The sequence below is a fragment of the Micromonospora sp. C81 genome (genome assembly GCF_018070425.1).
GTDB lineage: Bacteria > Actinomycetota > Actinomycetes > Mycobacteriales > Micromonosporaceae > Micromonospora > Micromonospora zamorensis.
This window is the reverse complement of record NZ_JAGPXS010000005.1, coordinates 130,299-144,917: the sequence shown is the minus strand read 5'-3', so window position 1 is coordinate 144,917 and position 14,619 is coordinate 130,299. Positions and strand designations below refer to the sequence as shown.

14 protein-coding genes are annotated in these 14,619 nt (G+C 71.2%); 9 read left to right on the top strand and 5 right to left on the bottom strand.

Translation table 11 applies throughout. The annotated features are described in order from the left end of the window. Positions 1-9 precede the first annotated feature (9 nt). From KBX46_RS11550 to KBX46_RS11525, 6 genes are all read left to right on the top strand, one after another. On the top strand, positions 10-2,220 hold the full coding sequence (locus KBX46_RS11550; RefSeq protein WP_210792496.1) for a bifunctional glycosyltransferase family 2 protein/CDP-glycerol:glycerophosphate glycerophosphotransferase: 2,211 nt from the start codon (positions 10-12) through the stop codon (positions 2,218-2,220). Between the two features lie 133 nt (positions 2,221-2,353). Next, positions 2,354-3,655 (top strand): ABC transporter ATP-binding protein, encoded by a 1,302-nt coding sequence (locus KBX46_RS11545; protein WP_088952167.1) that lies wholly within the window; start codon positions 2,354-2,356, stop codon positions 3,653-3,655. A gap of 94 nt (positions 3,656-3,749) precedes the next feature. Then, positions 3,750-4,745, top strand: coding sequence for a hypothetical protein (locus tag KBX46_RS11540; RefSeq protein ID WP_210792495.1), 996 nt, complete (start codon positions 3,750-3,752; stop codon positions 4,743-4,745). Between the two features lie 63 nt (positions 4,746-4,808). Continuing rightward, the gene (locus KBX46_RS11535) at positions 4,809-5,273 is read left to right on the top strand and encodes a DUF4442 domain-containing protein (protein ID WP_210792494.1); all 465 of its coding nucleotides are present in this window, start codon (positions 4,809-4,811) and stop codon (positions 5,271-5,273) included. Positions 5,274-5,332: 59 nt separating this feature from the next. Further along, positions 5,333-6,136, top strand: coding sequence for a beta-phosphoglucomutase family hydrolase (locus tag KBX46_RS11530; protein ID WP_210792493.1), 804 nt, complete (start codon positions 5,333-5,335; stop codon positions 6,134-6,136). Further along, on the top strand, positions 6,133-8,505 hold the full coding sequence (locus KBX46_RS11525; protein ID WP_210792492.1) for a glycoside hydrolase family 65 protein: 2,373 nt from the start codon (positions 6,133-6,135) through the stop codon (positions 8,503-8,505). Before KBX46_RS11530 ends, KBX46_RS11525 begins: the two co-directional genes overlap by 4 nt. Positions 8,506-8,581: 76 nt before the next feature. Here the strand turns inward: KBX46_RS11525 and KBX46_RS11520 are convergent, their stop codons facing one another. Further along, entirely contained in the window at positions 8,582-8,761 is a 180-nt protein-coding gene (locus KBX46_RS11520; protein WP_088951245.1) for a hypothetical protein, read from the bottom strand. 170 nt (positions 8,762-8,931) lie between these two features. Between KBX46_RS11520 and KBX46_RS11515 the strand changes: the two genes are divergently transcribed. Further along, on the top strand, positions 8,932-9,585 hold the full coding sequence (locus KBX46_RS11515) for a dienelactone hydrolase family protein (RefSeq protein WP_210792491.1): 654 nt from the start codon (positions 8,932-8,934) through the stop codon (positions 9,583-9,585). Here the strand turns inward: KBX46_RS11515 and KBX46_RS11510 are convergent, their stop codons facing one another. Continuing rightward, entirely contained in the window at positions 9,586-10,707 is a 1,122-nt protein-coding gene (locus KBX46_RS11510) for an AI-2E family transporter (protein WP_210792490.1), read from the bottom strand. 225 nt (positions 10,708-10,932) lie between these two features. Between KBX46_RS11510 and KBX46_RS11505 the strand changes: the two genes are divergently transcribed. Continuing rightward, positions 10,933-11,103, top strand: a complete 171-nt coding sequence (locus tag KBX46_RS11505) for an antitoxin (protein WP_218908168.1) — start codon at positions 10,933-10,935, stop codon at positions 11,101-11,103. Between the two features lie 67 nt (positions 11,104-11,170). Here KBX46_RS11505 and KBX46_RS11500 read toward each other — a convergent pair whose 3' ends face one another. Then, positions 11,171-11,776 (bottom strand): hemerythrin domain-containing protein, encoded by a 606-nt coding sequence (locus tag KBX46_RS11500; protein WP_210792489.1) that lies wholly within the window; start codon positions 11,774-11,776, stop codon positions 11,171-11,173. 93 nt (positions 11,777-11,869) lie between these two features. Between KBX46_RS11500 and KBX46_RS11495 the strand changes: the two genes are divergently transcribed. Continuing rightward, positions 11,870-13,270, top strand: a complete 1,401-nt coding sequence (locus KBX46_RS11495) for an FUSC family protein (protein ID WP_247667358.1) — start codon at positions 11,870-11,872, stop codon at positions 13,268-13,270. A gap of 10 nt (positions 13,271-13,280) precedes the next feature. On the opposite strand, the gene KBX46_RS11490 is transcribed toward KBX46_RS11495, so the two are convergent. Both KBX46_RS11490 and KBX46_RS11485 read right to left on the bottom strand, forming a co-directional pair. After that, the gene (locus KBX46_RS11490) at positions 13,281-13,925 is read right to left on the bottom strand and encodes a C39 family peptidase (RefSeq protein WP_099850094.1); all 645 of its coding nucleotides are present in this window, start codon (positions 13,923-13,925) and stop codon (positions 13,281-13,283) included. 265 nt (positions 13,926-14,190) lie between these two features. After that, positions 14,191-14,598, bottom strand: coding sequence for a pyridoxamine 5'-phosphate oxidase family protein (locus KBX46_RS11485; protein ID WP_210792488.1), 408 nt, complete (start codon positions 14,596-14,598; stop codon positions 14,191-14,193). Positions 14,599-14,619 lie beyond the last annotated feature (21 nt).

The window sequence follows — 14,619 nt, the reverse complement described above, 5'->3', positions numbered from 1 at the left end:
GACGGCCGGATGACCCTGATCAGCTTCGTGGTGCCGGCCTTCCGTGTGCAGGGATACCTGCGTGAATGTCTGGACTCGGTCCTCGGTCAGCCGGAGACCGACATCGAGGTGATCGCCGTCGACGACTGCTCGCCGGACGCCAGCGGCGAGATCATCGACGAGTACGCGGCCCGCGACCAGCGGGTCCGCTCGGTTCGGCTGTCGGAGAACGTCGGCCTCGGTCCAGCCCGCAACATCGGGTTGGACCGGGCCGTCGGCGAGTACGTGTGGTTCCTCGACGGCGACGACTGGCTGGCACCGGAGTGCCTGACCGAGGTCGCCGAGCGGTTGCGGGCGACCCGCCCCGACGTGCTGCTGGTCGACCACGTCCGCACCCACTGGAACGACACCGCGACCCGCAGCGCGATGGCCGAAGTGTTCCCGGAGTCGTCCGGCGCGGACACCTTCCGCTTGCGGGACCGGCCGGAGGCGATGCACCTGCTGCACACCGCGTGGAACCGGCTGGTCCGCCGGGAGTTCCTGGCCGGCCTGGGGCTGCGCTTCGCGCCGGGCTGGTACGAGGACGTCTCGTTCAGCTATCCGGTGCTGATGGCGGCGCAGCGGATCGGCGTACTCGATCGGGTGTGCGTCAACTACCGGCAACGCCGCGCCGGCGCGATCACCCGGACCCGGGGTGACCGGCACTTCGAGGTCTTCCCACAGTGGCACCGGGTCTTCCACCTGATGGACGCGTGGGGCTCGGCGACGGACGCCCTGCGGCCGGCGGTCTTCGAGCGGATGATCTGGCATTACCTGACCGTGCTGGGCAACGGCCAGCGGATCGCCCCGGAGCTGCGACCGGCGTTCTTCGCGCAGATCACCGCCGACTACGAGCGCTGGCTGCCGGCCGGCGGTTATCCGGTGCCGGACGGGGTGGAAGGGATCAAACACCGGCTCGTCGCGTCCGGCCGCTGGCGCACCTTCAGCGCGTTGCGGGCCGCCAGCCGGGCCCGCGACGCCGCCCGTCGGCAGACCCGCACCGCCCGGCGTCGGGTCGGCCCGGTCGCGCGCCGCGGTGCCCGGCTGACCCGCGACGGGTTGCTGCGCGAGTACTACCGGGCCGAGTTGCGTCGGCCGGTCGACCCGACGCTCGCGGTGTACGCCGCCTACTGGTTCCGGGGTTACTCCTGCAACCCGGCGGCGATCTACGAAGCTGCCCGGACGTTGGCGCCGGGGGTGCGCGGAGTGTGGATCGTGCGGCGGGACCGGGTGGACAGCGTGCCGACCGGGGTGGAGTACGTGGTCGCTGGCACGCCGGCGTACTACCGGGTCCTCGCCCGCGCCCGGTGGCTGGTCAACAACGTCAACTTTCCGGACTTCGTCCGCAAGCGGCCGGAGCAGGTGCACCTGCAGACCCACCACGGCACTCCGGTCAAGGTGATGGGGCTGGACCAGCAGCGCTACCCGATCGGCGCGGGTCGGATGGACTTCGCCGGGCTGCTGCGCCGGGTGGACCGTTGGGACTACAGCGTCAGCGCGAACAGCTTCTCCACCCAGATGTGGGACCGGGCGTACCCGGCCACGTACACGACTCTGGAGGTGGGTTACCCGCGCAACGACCGCCTGGTGACGGTCGGTCCGGACGAGGTGCGTCGGCTGCGCGCGGAGTTCGGCGTCGGCCCCGACGAGCAGGTCGTGCTGTACGCCCCGACACACCGGGAGCACCTTCCGGGCTACCGGCCGCCGTTCGACCCGGACCGGTTCGTGCGGGCGCTGGGTGACTCGGGCCGGCTGCTTATGCGCAGCCATTATTTCCACGACCGTGACCGTCGCCCCGGTCGGCCGGTGGACTGGGAACGGGTTCGCGATGTGAGTGGCCACCAACGGGTGGAGGATCTCTACCTGATAGCCGACGTGTTGATCACCGACTATTCGTCCGCGATGTTCGACTATGCGGTGCTGGACCGGCCGATCGTGCTCTATACCCCGGACTGGGAGGCGTACCGGCTGGCCCGAGGGGTCTACTTCGACGTGACCGCCGAACCGCCGGGCGCGGTGGTCACCACCTTCGCCGACCTGGTCGACCTGTTCCGCACCGACGCGGTGCGCTCCGACGCGGCGACCAAGGCCCGTGAGCATTTCCGGGGCCGGTTCTGCACATTGGACGACGGGCACGCGGCGGAACGGGTGGTGCGTGAGGTTTTCCTGGGGGAGCCCAGCGGGCGATCTTCGCGCTGCTGACAGCGCTGTCCGTCTCCTTTGTCGTGTAATTGCGGCGTCATCCGTCGAACATGAGACGTTTACCCGATGTGCGGATCCAATGATCCTGGTCACAGTCTTGTGGGGTTCGGCAGACGAGCTGGGGGGGACGACGGTGAGCACCGTCACGCTCAAGGACGTGAGCAAGGTCTTCAGGGACGGCACGCTGGCAGTCGACAGCATCAATCTTGATGTGAACGACGGCGAGTTCATGGTGCTTCTGGGGCCGTCCGGCTGCGGCAAGTCGACGGTGCTGCGGATGATCGCCGGGTTGGAGGATCCGACCCAGGGCGCGGTGCTGCTCGACGGGGAGTTGGCGAACGACCTGCCTCCGCGCGACCGCAAGATCGCAATGGTCTTCCAGGACTTCGCGCTCTACCCGCACATGAGCGTCGGCGACAACATCGCCTTCCCACTGCGCCTCGCGGGAATCGAGCAGGAGCCGCGGGACGAGCGGGTCAGCGACGTGGCCAGCGCGCTGGGCATCGGCGACGTGCTGGCCCGTAAGCCGGGCCAGCTCTCCGGCGGCCAGCGGCAGCGGGTGGCGATGGGTCGGGCGATCGTCCGGCGGCCCGGCCTGTTCCTGATGGACGAGCCGCTCTCGAATCTGGACAGCGGCCTGCGCGCCGAGCTGCGCGCGGAGATCTCTGGCCTGACCCGGGAGCTGGGGGTCACCACCGTCTACGTCACCCACGACCAGGCCGAGGCGCTCACCATGGCCGACCGGGTCGCCATCATGCGCCGCGGCGTGCTCCAGGACGTCGGCACACCCACCCAGGTGTACGGCCGGCCGGCGACGCTCTACGTGGCCGCCTTCCTGGGCAGCCCACGGATGAACCTGCTGGAGGCGTCGGTCTACGTCCACCTCGACCGGTACGTCACGCTGAACCTCGGTGACCAGTCGCTCTACCTGCCCTGGAACGACATTCGCAGTCGGGCGGTGGCGCACTACCACGGTGAGCGGATCGTGGTCGGCATGCGGGCCGAGGCACTCACCCCGGTCGCCCCGGACAGCCCCGGCGACGTGCTGCGGGGGCGGATCCGCTACCTGGAGCACCACGGGCACGAGTCGCTGGCGTTCCTCGACATCGGTGCGACAGCGGTCGTGGTCGACGAGATGGGTGCGCCGGTCGAATCGCCGCCGGTCGGTCAGCGCGGCCTGCGTCGGTTCGGCTCGGTGATGCAGCGCCTCACCGGCAAGCCGGTGGAGCCGCAGGAGGCCTCGAGTGGCGGCGGCACCCAGACCAGCGTGCTTCCCGACCCGGGCCGGCACCACCGCCGCCCGGCGGAGCTGGCGGTGCGGCTGGCGCCGTACCCGGCAGTCAGCGCCGGTCATCCGCTCGCCGTCTCGGTCCGGATGGACGCGCTGCACTTCTTCGACGAGCGTGGCGCCCGGATCGACGTGGGTTGGCGCTGACGACTCGCCGGAGCGGGGTGGCGGGCCCACCGTCCGGTGTCCTACCGTCTGCGCACCCAGTCCACAGTGAAAGACCTCCGAGAGGGGTGCACCCGTGTCGGGTGACCGTCCCAGCCCGCTCGTCATCGAGCGCATCCTGCGCGATCGCGGGAGCATCTGGCAGCAGATCGTGGCCGAGCGTGACCTCAACGCGCTGACCGTTCGCATGCTGAGCAGTTCCGCCATCGCGTTGGCCTGTTACGGCGCGGTGCTGGGCGCCTTCCACAGCCCGCTGATGGCGCTGACCTCCGCGTTGAAGCTGCCGCTGCTGTTCCTGGTCACGCTGGCCATCTGCCTGCCCACGCTCTACCTGTTCAACCTGGTCTTCGGCGCCCGGCTGTCGGTGCGTCAGTCGTTGGCGCTGGTGATGGTGGCGATCACGGTCACCTCGATGCTCGCCGTGGCGTTCGCGCCGATCAGCCTCTTCTTCCTGATCACCGCGCCCGACTACGGGTTCTTCAAGCTGCTCAACGTGGCGATCCTGACCCTGTCGGCAGTGGTCGGGTTGCGCTTCCTGACCGGCGGGATGCAGGTGCTCAACGACCACGGCCTGCTCGCGCCGGAGGCCGCCAACGCCCAGGCGAACGCGCCGGTCGCGGTCCAGGCCGCCCCGGCCCCGGTCCAGGCTGTGCCGGCCGCCGTGCCCGCCGGAGCGACCCCGGCCGCCGGTCAGGGTGCCGAGCCGGTGGCCGTGCCGGTCGGGGCCGCGGTTGCCGAGTCGACGTCGAACGGCGCAGCGACCGCCGCGCCGGTTCCGGCGCACGTTCCGGCGCAGTGGGCCGGCCAGCCGGCGGGCGTCTCGTTCCCTCCGGGCGCCCCGGTGGGGCAACGCCCGTGGGGCAGCCCGCCCGTCCGGCGCGGCGACCCGTCGCAGCGGCCGGCCAGCATGACCCTGCTCTACATCTGGATCCTGCTCTTCGGTTTCGTCGGCACCCAGTTGGCGTGGACGCTGCGCCCGTTCTTCGGTGACCCGGGCCAGGATTTCGCCTTCTTCCGCAGCATCGACGGCAACTTCTACGCGGAGATCCTGCGGACGATCGCCAACCTCTGAGCACCGGTCGAGCGGGGAAAGACCCTGGTTGCCGGCCTGGTTACCGGCGAGTAACGTCAGGACATGACCATCGACTCCCGCCAGGTGGCGGCCGGCATCCTGGAAGCGGTGCCCTTCGCTCGTACGCTCGGTATCGAGTTCGTCGAGGTGGCACCCGAGGCAAAGGGCGGGGTGCGGGCGGTCGTCCGGCTGCCCGACTCGCCAGCCACCCACAACCACATCGGCGGCCCGCACGCCGGTGCCATGTTCACCCTCGGCGAGACGGCCTCCGGCGCGGTCGTGCTGGCCGCCTTCGGGCAGCTGCTCGACCGGGCCGTGCCGCTCGCCGTCCGGGCCGACATCGCCTACCGCAAGCTCGCCATGGGCCCGATGCTGGCCACCGCGCGGCTCGGGCGGCCGGCGCTCGAGGTGATCGAGGAGCTGGAGTCCGGTCAGCGGCCGGAGTTCCCGGTCGAGGTGGAGATCGCGACCGAGGAGGGCAAGCCGACCTCGGCGATGACCGTGATCTGGACGCTGCGGCCCAACTGAGGCGCGCCGGGGCGACCGAAACGGGTTTGCGGGCCCAGCGGGGTGGATAGATTCGTACCGTGCTGGGCCTACCTGCTCACGTGACCGCCTGTCTCTTCGATCTGGACGGTGTGCTGACGCAGACCGCCCGCGTGCACAACGCCGCCTGGAAGCAGACCTTCGACGAGTTTCTCCGGCAGCGAGCCACCATCTCCGGCGAGCCCTTCCAACCGTTCGACCCGGGCCCGGACTACAACCGCTACGTCGACGGGCGGCCCCGCGCCGACGGCGTCCGCTCGTTCCTCGCCTCCCGCGGCATAGTCCTCCCCGAGGGCACCCCGGACGACCCGCCGGACGCCGACACCGTCAACGGCGTGGGCAACCGCAAGAACGTCCTGCTGCTGGAACGCCTCCGCACCGCCGGCGTCGAGGTCTACCCGGGCTCGGTGCACTACCTGGAGGCGGCGAGGGCCGCCGGGCTGCGCCGGGCCGTGGTGACGGCCAGCGCCAACGGTGGCGAGGTGGTCGCCGCCGCCGGGCTGGAACCGCTGCTGGAGGCCCGGGTCGACGGCCTGGTCGCCCGCGCCCAGGGGCTGCGTGGCAAACCGCACCCCGACACCTTCCTCGCCGGGGCCACACTGCTCGGCGTCGACCCGACACGGGCCGCCGTCTTCGAGGACGCGCTCTCCGGGGTGGCCGCCGGCCGTGCCGGTGGCTTCGGCTACGTGGTCGGCGTCGACCGGGTCGGGCAGGCCGACGAGTTGCTCGCGCACGGCGCCGACATCGTGGTCCAGGACCTCGCCGAGCTGCTCGCCGTCGCCGACCCGTCGGCGCCGGGCCGTGCCGCCACCGCCCACCCCGCCGATGAACGAGGCTCCGCGTGATCCGGGAGCGGGCCTATCCGGTCGAGCCGTGGCACGTCCGGGAGACCCGGCTCGACATGGACGTGCTGGCCCAGTCGGAGTCGGTCTTCGCGCTCTCCAACGGGCACGTCGGCCTGCGCGGCAACCTCGACGAGGGTGAGCCGCACGGCCTGCCCGGCACCTACCTCAACTCGTTCTACGAGCTGCGACCACTGCCGTACGCGGAGGCGGGCTACGGCTTCCCCGAGTCCGGACAGACCATCGTCAACGTCACCAACGGCAAACTGATCCGACTGCTCGTCGACGACGAGCCGCTCGACGTGCGCTACGGGGAACTGCTGGCCCACGAGCGGATCCTCGACCTACGAGCCGGCACCCTGCACCGGGAGCTGCACTGGCGCTCGCCGGCCGGCCGGGAGGTCAAGGTTCGCAGCACCCGGCTGGTCTCCTTCACCCAGCGGTCGGTCGCCGCCATCAGCTACGAGGTGGAGGCCGTCGACGGTCCGCTGCGGCTGATCGTGCAGTCCGAGTTGGTGGCCAACGAGTCGCTGCCCGCGCAGAGCAAGGACCCCCGGGTGGCGGCGGTGCTGGAGTCACCCCTGCAGGCCGAGGAAGAGCTGACCACCCCGGACGGTGGGCAGCTGATCCACCGCACCAAGGTCTCCGGGCTGCGGGTTGCCGCCGCCATGGAGCACGAGGTCCACGGCCCGGACCACACCACCATCGAGTCCGAGGGCTACCAGGACTGGGTCCGCACCACCATCGCCTGCGTGCTCAAGCCCGGCGAGAAGCTGCGGGTGGTCAAGTACCTGACGTACAGCTGGTCGAGCCGGCGGTCGCTGCCCGCACTGCGCGACCAGGTCGGCGCGGCGCTGGCCGGGGCCCGGCTGGACGGCTGGGACGGCCTGCACCGCGAGCAGCGCAACTACCTCGACGCGTTCTGGGACGCGTCCGACGTGCTGGTCGAGGGCGACCCGGAGGTGCAGCAGGCGGTCCGGTTCGGTCTCTTCCACGTGCTCCAGGCCGGCGCCCGCGCCGAGCAGCGGCCGATCTCGGCGAAGGGGTTGACCGGCCCCGGTTACGACGGGCACGCGTTCTGGGACACCGAGATGTTCGTCCTGCCGGTGCTCACGTACACCCAGCCCAGCGCGGTGCGCAGCGCTCTCCAGTGGCGGCACAGCACGTTGGATTCGGCGAGGGAGCGTGCCGAGACGCTCAACCTCAAGGGTGCCGCCTTCCCCTGGCGGACCATCGAGGGGCCGGAATCGTCGGGCTACTGGCCGGCCGGCACGGCGGCCTTCCACATCGCCGCCGACATCGCCGATGCCATGCGCCGCTACGTGATGGTCACCGGGGACACCCAGATGGAACGGGAGATCGGGCTGGAACTCCTGGTCGAGACCGCCCGGCTGTGGCGCTCGATCGGTCACCACGACCGGCACGGGCAGTTCCACATCGACGGCGTCACCGGCCCGGACGAATACACGGCAGTGAAGAACGACAACGTCTACACCAACCTGATGGCACAGCGGAACCTGCTCGCCGCCGCCGAGGTGGTGATGCGCTACCGGGATGACGCCTTCCACCTCGGAGTCACCGACGAGGAGGCCGCGAGCTGGCGGGACGCGGCCACCTCGATGCACGTTCCGTACGACGAGGAGCTTGGGGTCCACCAGCAGGTGGAGGGCTTCACCCGGCTCCAGGAATGGGACTTCACCCACACGCCGGCGGAGAAGTATCCGCTGCTGTTGCACTACCCGTACTTCGAGCTGTACCGCAAACAGGTGGTCAAGCAGGCCGACCTGGTCCTCGCGATGCACTGGCGGGGAGACGCGTTCACCCCCGAGCAGAAGGTGCGCAACTTCCTCTACTACGAGCGCCGCACCGTACGCGACTCGTCGTTGTCGGCCTGCACCCAGGCGGTGCTCGCCGCCGAGGTGGGCCACCCGGAGCTGGCGCACACCTACCTGCGCGAAGCCGCGCTGATGGACCTGCACGACCTCAACGAGAACACCCGCGACGGCGTACACATGGCGTCGTTGGCCGGCGCGTGGCTCGCCCTGGTCAGCGGGTTCGGCGGCCTGCGCGACCACCATGGCGAGCTGTCCTTCGCCCCCCGGCTCTCCAGCCGACTCAGCCGGTTGGAATTCTCCCTGCAGTGGCGGGGGCTGTCGCTGCGGGTGGATGTCCGACCACACCAGACGACATACTCGCTCCGCCACGGCGGCCCGGACGACGTGGTGGAACTACGCCACCATGACCAGGTGCTACGGGTCACCTGCGACGAGCCGGTGACGGTGCCGGTGCCCCCGGCGGAGCCGTCCGGCCCCGGGCCTGAGCAGCCACCGGGCCGGTCACCGCTGCTGCGGCTGCCCGAGCGCGAGCAGTGACGGTCGGGGCGGGATTCGCTCCCGCCCCGACCGCCTCGCACCAGTCGTCAGACCGGCTCGCCGGTCAGCACCTACGTCACACCGGCTCGCCGGTTGACGGGCGTCCGATCGCGTCCCGGGGCGCAGCCGCCTTGGGATCGTCGGGCAGCCGGGCCGAAGCGGCCTGGTCCCCGAAGTCCTGGTTGCGCTCGGCGTCCTGTTCGCGCTGGGCCCGCTCGGTCATCTGCTGCTGTTCGGAAATCTGCTGCTTGGCCATGGCGATCCTCGCGATCCGTCGGGGCGCGGCTGCGCCGACACGGTCTGCGGTCACTCGTCGCGTACCCGGCGCCCCTTTGGGCAAACGCGGCCCGCCGGCGCGGCCGTCGGCGTGCGTGCGGCGCGGCCGGCGGGGTACCCGGCCCGTAGGCGAACTCACGGAGGTGGGGCATGGACGAGCAACGCAGCACGGTGGCCATTCCGGTTGGCGACGCCCAACTCCCCGCTGATCTGATGCTGCCCGCTCAGCCGGTCGGTGTCGTGCTGTTCGCACATGGCAGCGGCAGCTCCCGGCACAGCCCGCGCAACGTGGCGGTGGCCCGTGCGCTGAACGGTCGGGGGCTCGGCACGGTGCTGGTGGACCTGCTCACGCCGACCGAGGACGAGGTGGACGCGCGCACCGCCGAACTCCGGTTCGACATCGGGCTGCTGGCCAGTCGACTGGCCGGGATCGTCGATTGGCTGGCGGTTCAACGCCCCGCCGGTGACGTGCCCATCGGGCTGTTCGGCGCAAGCACCGGGGCCGCCGCCGCACTCGTCGCGGCGTCGTCCCGGGCGGATCGGGTGGGTGCCGTGGTCAGCCGGGGCGGCCGACCGGATCTGGCCGAGGAAGCGCTGGCGCAGGTGCGTACGCCCACGTTGCTCCTGGTCGGCGGCCTGGACGAGGAAGTGATCACGCTCAACGAGCGGGCGCTGGCCGAGTTGGGGGAGGTCGGCGAGCTGCGGGTGATCCCCGGTGCCACCCACCTCTTCGAGGAGCCCGGCACCCTGGAGCAGGTCGCCGAGCAGGCTGGCACCTGGTTCACCACACATCTCAGCCGGTGATCACTCCGCCGGCACGAGAGCCGAGGTAGCGCGGCGCTGTTGGACGGTGTCGATGACGCGCCAGAGGACGGCGGTGATCGGGACACTGACGAAGGCGCCCGCGATCCCGGCGATCAGCGTGCCGGCCGTGACCGCCACCAGGATCACTGCCGGGTGCAGCCGTACCTGCCGTTTCATCACCAGCGGCTCCAGCAGGTTGCCCTCGATCTGCTGCACCGCGATCACCGCCGCGAGGGTGAGCAGAGCGGTGGTGGGGCCGTTCGCGGCCAACGCCACCAGCACCGCCACCGCACCGGCCACCGTCGCCCCGATGATCGGCACGAACCCGCCGAGGAAGGTGATCAGCGCCAGTGGCAGGGCCAACGGCACCCGCAGCACCACCAGAGCCAGCCCGATGCCGAGCGCGTCGATCGCGGCGATCAACATGGTGCCCCGGCTGTACGCACCAAGGGTCTGCCACCCGGCCCGGCCGGCCTCGGCCATCACGGGCTGGGTCGCGCCGGACATCCGGGACACCAGCCAGTGCCACATCGACCGGCCATCCTTGAGCAGGAAGAAGAGCAGCACCAGGGCGAGCAGTGCGGAACCGAACACCTCGGTGGCCGTCCGGGCGCCCGCCACCGGGTCCGGCGAGCTGCCGCTCAACCCCTGCCGGGCCTGGTCCACCAGCCGGTCCAGCTGCGCCTCGGTCACCGGCAGCGTCGACGTCACGAAGTCCCGACTGCGCTCGACGCCCTGCGTCAACTCCTGACTGAGCTGGTCGAACTGACTGGCGGTCAGGTTCCACACCAACGCGCCGACGCCGACCAGGATGCCGAGCAGCAGAAGTACGGTGCACAGCGCGGCCAGTGCCGACGGCAGATGCAGCCGACGCAGCAGGAGCAGCACCGGGTCGAGCAACGCGGTGAGGAAGATGGTGGCGGCCAGCGCGATGGCCAGCGGCGCCAGCAGGACGGCAATCTTGCCCAGCAGGTAGAGCCCGGCGACGATCACCACCAGGCAGGCGCTCCACAACACCGCGGTTCGGACCAGCCAGGGCAGCGCCGCCCACGACTGGCGCGGGCCGGCGCCGCTCGTTGTCGCTCCGGGATCCGATGTCGCTCCGGGATCCTCTGCCGCCATGTCGGCCTCCTCGATCTCGGCGAGTCGGTACCCAGCCGGTCCTGCGCCGACACCCGTATCGCTCCAACTGCACGCTGGCCGCTGCCCGCGCGGATCGTACGCCGCTCGGTGTGCCCCGGGTGGATGTTCGCCAACCGCGTCCGGGACGACGGCGTTTGCGCTGTCCGCCCAAGGGAACGCAATCAGGAGCAACCGGACCTGAGGAGGAGCACCGTGGGTGATTTCATGGACAAGGCCAAGGACTTCGCGGACAAGCACGACAAGCAGGTCGACCAGGGCATGGAGAAGGCCGGCGACATGGCCGACAAGCGCACCGGCGGCAAGTACGACGACAAGATCGACAAGGGTGTCGACCAGGCCCAGGCGCGCACCGGTGAGGGTGACCAGGTCCGTTGATTCGCCAGACGCCTCCCGGGTCGCCGCGCCGTCGGCGACCCGGGAGCGTTCTGTGTGGACGCACCGGTCAGCGCTGCTGCTCCTCGCGTAACTCGTCCGTCGAGGTGGGCCGGCCGCTCAACGCGTCGCGCAGCCGGTCCACCAGACCGATGCCCGGTGCGAGCAGCTTGTTCGCCGGCGGGTGGTGCGGTTTTCCCGGGTGCGGGCGGGTCGGGCCGATCTCCTTGACCGCCGTCACCTTGTCGGCGACCTCGATCAGCTCTTCCCGGGCGGTCGCCGCGCGCAGCCGGGGAAAGAGTTCGTTCTCCTCCTCGCGTACGTGCTCGCGGATCGTGCTCACCAGGTGGGCGAGCAACTCGTCGAAGCGCGGGTCGGACGGGTCGACGGACTCCAGCTCCTTCATGGTTCGTTCGGCGTCGGTGTGCTCCGCGATCTCGCGATCGGCGATCTCATTGCCGTCGGGCAGCGCCTTGCGGGCGATCGGATAGACGTACGCCTCCTCGGCGACCGAGTGGCGGACGAGTTCGGCGATCACGACGTCGACGAGTTGGCGGCGGTGTTCGAGGGTGCCCTGTCCGGTCTCCAACTCGACGAAGAGGGCCTCGACCTCACGATGGTCGGCGACCAGGATGTCGACGACGTCATGGTCGTCGTCGTTCTGCGGGTTGCTCATGTCACGGCCCCTTACCGGTTGCGGATCGGTGGGAGGTGTGAGGCCCAGGTACCCCCACGGGGCTGCACAAACCCATGGACGACGATGCGTTGCATGATCCGGGTGGGGCCTGTGGTGGCGGTGACGCCGGATCGGCACGACTGCCCCGCCGTGGCCGGGGTAAGCGCCGCCATGACCGACGACCGCCCACCCGTCGCCCGCGCCCGGTCGCGGTTCGACGAGGCTGCCGAGCGGAGCGGTCAGGCCGTCCAGCGGGCACGACACCGGGGCGGGCAGGCCGGCCGGATCCGCGCCCGCCAGTGGGAGGTCACCCTGGTGATCTCCATCCAGGCGGGGCTGGCCGCAGCGATCGCCGCCCTGCTCGCCCAGAAGCTGCTCGGGCAGGGATCGCACGTCTTCGCGCCCGCAGCCGCCGTCGGTACGATCGCCACCGCCATCGGCCAGCGGGCCCGACGCACGTTCGAGCTGCTGGGTGGCGTGGCCCTGGGCATCATCATCGGCGACACGCTGCGTTTCCTGCTCGGCAACGGTCCGTGGCAGACCGGTGTGGTGGTCGCCCTGGCCATCGCCGTCGCGTTGCTGGTGGCCGGGAGGGGCGGCCCGCTGGTGGGTCAGGCCGGCGGTACCGCCGTGCTGATCGCCACGCTGGCCCCGATGGAACGTGGCCTGGAGCTACCCCGGATCTTCGACGCGCTCGTCGGCGGGGCGGTCGGTCTGGTGGTGGTCGCGCTGTTGCTGCCGGTGAACCCGATGCGGGTCCTGGACCGCGCCGCAGCGCCGATCTTCGCGGTTCTCTGCGAGCAGCTCGCCGAGCTGGCGCAGGGGTTGCGGGACCGCGACGGGGACCGGACGCTGCGCGTCCTCGATCGGCTGCGGGGCACCGAGGACGACGTCAGCAGGCTGCACGACGCGTTGAGCGGGGCGGAGGAGGTGGTGACGCTCGCCCCGGTCCGCTGGCACCGCCGCGAGCAGTACCACCGGTACGCCCGCAGCGCGGATCACCTCGAACGGCTGCTGCTGGACACCCGCGCCCTGGCCCGCTGGTCGTCGACCGCCCTCCAGTACGACGAGCCGATCCCGCCGCAGCTGCCGGACGCGATGACCCGGTTGGGTCAGGCGGTGGCGGAGATGCGTACGGAGTGCCGGGTCGGCGACGACCCACGACGCACTCTCCGGTTGATCGAGGAGTGTGCCGAGTTGGCCGGGCGGGCTGCTGCGAGTGGGGTCAAATCGTTCGGCGAGTCACTGGTCACCGGGCTGCGTACCGCGGCCAGCGACCTGCTCCGGGCGTGCGGTTGTGAACCCGACGACGCCAACCGGATCGTGCGGCGGGCCGCCGGCGCCGGTGAGGCGGCAGTGCACCCGCTGGTCCGGCGACAACTGCACCGCGTCCGGCCGACGCGGGCCCTGCGAGCTCGTCGGCGCGCGCACCTGGCCGCCCGGTTGCGGATGGCGAACGGGCCGGCCTCCCCGCAGGGGAGACCGGCCCGGTGACACCGTCAGATCAGGAGGAGTAACCGCGCTCGGCGATCCAGTTGGCGACCTTCGGCAGGCTCATCCAGTACTCGCCCAGCGTCGGGTCGGCCGGGTCGGCGACCCGGATGCTGTCCCCGCCGTCGCGGTAGCCGACGAGCGTCAGGTAGTGGCCACCCTCGTACGAGTGCGGGTTGCCGTCGGTGTCGACGGTCGTGCCCTTGATGTTGGCCACCACCGGCCGGCCGGCGTCCACCGCGGCCAGTACGTCCCGGCGCAACTGCTCGACCTGGTCGGGCCGGGCCACGGAGTCACGAATCTCGGTGGTCCGGTACTTGCCACCGGTCAGTTCGTTCAGCACCCGGGTGGTGTCCAGGGCCGAGGGGGTGCCGGCCTCGGTGGTGCCGAGCAGCTTGGCCACCTCGTCCTGGGAGAGCGCCTTGCCCTGGGCGGACAACGCGATCCGGGTCGCGGCCGGGCCGCAGTAGTAGAAGTTGGGCTGGGCCTGGTAGTCGATGCCGAGGACCCGCTCGGCGGAGCGCTGCGTCTGGCTCGACGAGGTCGACGCGGAAGGCGCCGGGGCGGCCTGGGCGGCTACCGCGGGGCCGAGGGCGCAACCGCCGGCGACGAGCAGGCCGACGACGGACAGACCGCTCTTCTGGACGATCGGGTTCATGGTCGAGTCTCCGTTCGGGGGTTGACGCCTCCGACAGGCGGAGGGCGCAGCACCGGGAATGCGCTCGGCTCATCACGGGGCGACGACCAGCGGCGGTCTGGGCCACTGGCGTACCGGGGACGTAACAGCCCTGCTCCGGCCGGCATTCCGCCGGCGGCGGCTGCGGGCGTCGCGATCAGGTGCAACGGCTGCCGGCCGGGAGGGATTCCGGCGAATCGGGCTGCGCTGACCGTGACCCGTCCGGACGACCCGTCACACGGTCGGGTCAGAGGCTCCCCAGGAGCCGGGTCACGGTGATCTCGATGACGACCCGCTCCGGATTCGGACGGGGGGTCCGGTACCGCTCGGCATAGCGACGCTCAGCCTCCGCCACGGAGGCGGGATCCGACCGCAGGACCGCGCGGCCCTCGATGGTCAGCCAGCGGCGGCCCTCCACGTGGCACACGGCCACCGCCGCGCCCGCCGGGCCCGCAGCGGCCACCTGACGGGCCTTGCGGGACGCGCCGGAGGTGATCACCCGGGCCAGCCCGGCCGCCGGGTCGAGGGTGACCCCTACCGGTACGACGTGCGGGGTGCCGTCGGCGCGCAGGGTGGTCAGCGTCGCGAGGTGCCGTTCCGCGCAGAAGGCGACAACGCGCTCATCGCGCACATCCAGTCGATGATCGCCCGCCATGCCCGTCCCCTGTCCGCCGAA

What these genes read in the sequence shown, in the direction of transcription:
- KBX46_RS11495 (WP_247667358.1), top strand. Translation starts at nt 11,870, where the DNA reads ATGATCCGGGTGGGGCCTGTGGTGGCGGTGACGCCGGATCGGCACGAC.
- KBX46_RS11490 (WP_099850094.1), bottom strand. Translation starts at nt 13,925, where the DNA reads ATGAACCCGATCGTCCAGAAGAGCGGTCTGTCCGTCGTCGGCCTGCTC.
- KBX46_RS11485 (WP_210792488.1), bottom strand. Translation starts at nt 14,598, where the DNA reads ATGGCGGGCGATCATCGACTGGATGTGCGCGATGAGCGCGTTGTCGCC.
- KBX46_RS11500 (WP_210792489.1), bottom strand. Translation starts at nt 11,776, where the DNA reads ATGAGCAACCCGCAGAACGACGACGACCATGACGTCGTCGACATCCTG.
- KBX46_RS11550 (WP_210792496.1), top strand. Translation starts at nt 10, where the DNA reads ATGACCCTGATCAGCTTCGTGGTGCCGGCCTTCCGTGTGCAGGGATAC.
- KBX46_RS11510 (WP_210792490.1), bottom strand. Translation starts at nt 10,707, where the DNA reads ATGGCGGCAGAGGATCCCGGAGCGACATCGGATCCCGGAGCGACAACG.
- KBX46_RS11515 (WP_210792491.1), top strand. Translation starts at nt 8,932, where the DNA reads ATGGACGAGCAACGCAGCACGGTGGCCATTCCGGTTGGCGACGCCCAA.
- KBX46_RS11505 (WP_218908168.1), top strand. Translation starts at nt 10,933, where the DNA reads ATGGACAAGGCCAAGGACTTCGCGGACAAGCACGACAAGCAGGTCGAC.
- KBX46_RS11520 (WP_088951245.1), bottom strand. Translation starts at nt 8,761, where the DNA reads ATGGCCAAGCAGCAGATTTCCGAACAGCAGCAGATGACCGAGCGGGCC.
- KBX46_RS11535 (WP_210792494.1), top strand. Translation starts at nt 4,809, where the DNA reads ATGACCATCGACTCCCGCCAGGTGGCGGCCGGCATCCTGGAAGCGGTG.